General features: G+C 58.5%; 3 protein-coding genes. 1 reads left to right on the top strand and 2 read right to left on the bottom strand.

The window, feature by feature from the left end; translation table 11 throughout:
* Nucleotides 1-110: 110 nt before the first annotated feature.
* Nucleotides 111-1,172: a homoserine dehydrogenase gene (locus EOA60_RS28020; protein WP_127334753.1), complete on the bottom strand. Its 1,062-nt coding sequence runs from the start codon at nucleotides 1,170-1,172 to the stop codon at nucleotides 111-113.
* A gap of 226 nt (nucleotides 1,173-1,398) precedes the next feature.
* On the opposite strand from EOA60_RS28020, the gene EOA60_RS28015 reads away from it, so the two are divergent.
* Nucleotides 1,399-1,869: an Lrp/AsnC family transcriptional regulator gene (locus EOA60_RS28015; RefSeq protein WP_067330495.1), complete on the top strand. Its 471-nt coding sequence runs from the start codon at nucleotides 1,399-1,401 to the stop codon at nucleotides 1,867-1,869.
* On the opposite strand, the gene EOA60_RS28010 is transcribed toward EOA60_RS28015, so the two are convergent.
* The gene (locus EOA60_RS28010) at nucleotides 1,826-2,470 is read right to left on the bottom strand and encodes a PTS sugar transporter subunit IIA (RefSeq protein ID WP_127334738.1); all 645 of its coding nucleotides are present in this window, start codon (nucleotides 2,468-2,470) and stop codon (nucleotides 1,826-1,828) included. The two genes, EOA60_RS28015 and EOA60_RS28010, sit on opposite strands and share 44 nt — an antisense overlap.
* Nucleotides 2,471-2,630: the final 160 nt, after the last annotated feature.

Here is a 2,630-nt window from a genome sequence, read left to right as displayed (position 1 = left end):
AATCTGGTCGGCAGCCGTGCTTTCGACGCTGCCGATCACCGTTCCATCATAGGGATTTCTGACGGCTATCTGCTCGAACACATCGGCGACACGCAATTTTGCAGCGGTCATCACGCGGCCTCCTTCTTGTCGGCGGAAGGGCGGCACTGATGGATGGTGATGATGTCCGAGAGGAGCGCATAGGCCGTCTCGACCCTGCCTGCGCCGGGTCCGGTCACCGTCACCGCGCCGAGAAGGTCTGTCTTGAGCGAGATGGCGTTGATCGCCCCGCCAACGGCGGCGAGCGCATGATCGAGCGCAAGGCGCTGCGGTGCCACACGGGCTGCGATACCACCGTCCTGGCGAACCGAGGCCGAGCCGATCAGCTTCCAGCGATAGCCTTCTCGCGTCGCCGCGTCGATATCGGCCACGGTCAGGCCCGAAATACCCTTGCAGTCCACGTCCTGCGGCGTCAGCTTTCCACCGAGTAGTTCATTTGCGAGGATGACGACTTTCAACCGGACATCGTGACCTTCAACATCGGCAGTAGGGTCGGCTTCCGCATAACCGAGGTCCTTTGCTTCTTTTACCGCCTCCGCGAAGGAAAGCCCGCCCTCCATGCGGCCAAGAACAAAGTTCGAGGTGCCGTTCAGAATCCCTTCGAAACCATGAAGCCCGGCGCCCGCGAGCGTCCTTTGGGCCATACGAATGACCGGGGTGCCGCTCATGACAGCCCCCTCATGTTCAAACATCACGCCGTGCCGCGCCCCGAGTGCCTTCAGCTCCGTGGCCGCCAGGGCAACCGGGCCCTTGTTGGTTGTGACGACGTGCTTGCCGCTTTCGAGTGCCCAACGGCAATGGGATACGGCCGGCTCGCCATCGACCGGATTGGTGAAGGTCGCCTCGGCGACAATGCCAGCCGGAGCCTGCTTGATGACCTTTTCGTTGTCGGCTTCGGCACTGCCGCCGGACAGTTGTGCGAACCCGCCCCTCGCGAATCTGGTTTCCACCAGCATGCGCGCGTCGATTCCGTTGGGAGAAATGACTGAGCCGAGATGGAGATCGGTAACAGCGACGATGTTTAAACGGAAGCCGAGTTCGGCATTCCAACGATCATTGCTTCCTGCGATCAGCTCGGCCAAGGCGCGGTTGACACCGCCGAAACCGATAAGCGCGATATTGTACTGTGTCATGCCAATTCCTCTCGTGAGCGATGGATCGATGATGAACGAGCCGAGAGGCAGGTCGAAGCTCGCAGAATGGCCAAAGAACTGGTCAGCCTGCACGCTGAGCCGGCAAAATGCCCGGAACGCGCAAAACTCATCAATTGTCGCGGGAGAAGCGAGCATCGGCCAAATTTTGACGATTGACCGCGATTGGGAACTATAGTCAGCGGAAAGTCTCAGGTGCGAGGAGAAAATGGCGGAGTTACTGGATCAGTTCGACCGAACCATCCTTGAGATCATGCAGCGGGATTGTCAGATGAAGGCGGAAGCCATTGGAGAGATGGTTGGCCTTTCAGCGTCCGCTGTTCAGCGGCGCATTAAGCGGATGCGGGAGGAACGGATCATCTCCGCGGAAATCGCCCTTGTGGACCGCAAGGTTGCTGGAAGTCCGATGACGTTCATTGTCGGAATGGAGATCGAGCGCGAAAACTACGATGCTCTATCGAAATTCCGGGCTTGGGTCGAGAAACAGGATCACATCCAACAGGTCTACTATGTGACTGGATCAGTGGATCTCGTTGCAATCATCACGGCACAGGATGTGGAGCAGTACGACGAGATCACCGCGCAGATCATGTCCCAAAATCCACAGATCAAGCGAATGCACACCAATGTTGTCCTCAAGGACATAAAAACAGGAATGTTTGTCCCAGTATCGCCATAGCAAATGCGACCGTGGTGATGTTTACAGTCTCGGCAATGCTTGCCGGCGTGGCGGTGATCGTGACCGCGCCGGTAGGCTTCGTTGGTACGCGAAAGCTGTCGGTCCGCTGTCCGAGCATCTGATCCGGGGAAATATGCAAATTGGTGGAACTCGGGAGCAGCTGAGTTTCGAGAACCGTCAACGCCTCATCTGCGGATTGTGCAAGGCGGAGCCGCTCTCGAACCTGAGATGCCCGAAGCAGCCGGCATATTCGCGAAAGGGCAGGGAGGAAGGCGGAAGAGGCTGAGCGCGGCCAAAGGATAGTGTAAATGAGATCGACTGGGTCGTCGTCGGGACCGTCGAAATCCACAGGCGGGACCAAGCGTGTCAAAGACGCGACAGGCGAGGAGATGTTATCCAGTAGAGCGTGCGGGATCGCCACGCCACGACCGATGCCGGTCGAGGCGAGGCGCTCGCGGTCGAAAAGACCGCGGAGAACCACCTTCTCGTCAAGTCCACTCCTTCGAGCGATCCTGATCGCGATTTTCGACAAGGCTGATTGCTTTCCCTTTGTCACAAGGTCAAGCGAGATGTCTTCTTCCGACAAGATGGGGGAGATCATCGGGGTCAAACCTCCGCGTCGATCCAAACGCAAGCGCAAATGAGTGTTCAGCCGCGCTGCTTAGGCAGAGCCGAAATCACTTTCGAATGAAGTTCAGATCCTGGCCGTCCCGGACGCGAAGCCAGGGCCCTCTCGCGTCCGGGACGGCCAGGATCTGAAC

This window comes from Mesorhizobium sp. M1A.F.Ca.IN.020.06.1.1 (genome assembly GCF_004023265.1).
Classification (GTDB): domain Bacteria; phylum Pseudomonadota; class Alphaproteobacteria; order Rhizobiales; family Rhizobiaceae; genus Mesorhizobium.
Note: the sequence above shows the minus strand (reverse complement) of the source record. Positions and strands in the feature narration are given on the sequence as shown.

Coding starts and splice junctions, on each gene's coding strand:
- EOA60_RS28020 (WP_127334753.1), bottom strand. CDS start 1,172: ATGACACAGTACAATATCGCGCTTATCGGTTTCGGCGGTGTCAACCGC.
- EOA60_RS28015 (WP_067330495.1), top strand. CDS start 1,399: ATGGCGGAGTTACTGGATCAGTTCGACCGAACCATCCTTGAGATCATG.
- EOA60_RS28010 (WP_127334738.1), bottom strand. CDS start 2,470: ATGATCTCCCCCATCTTGTCGGAAGAAGACATCTCGCTTGACCTTGTG.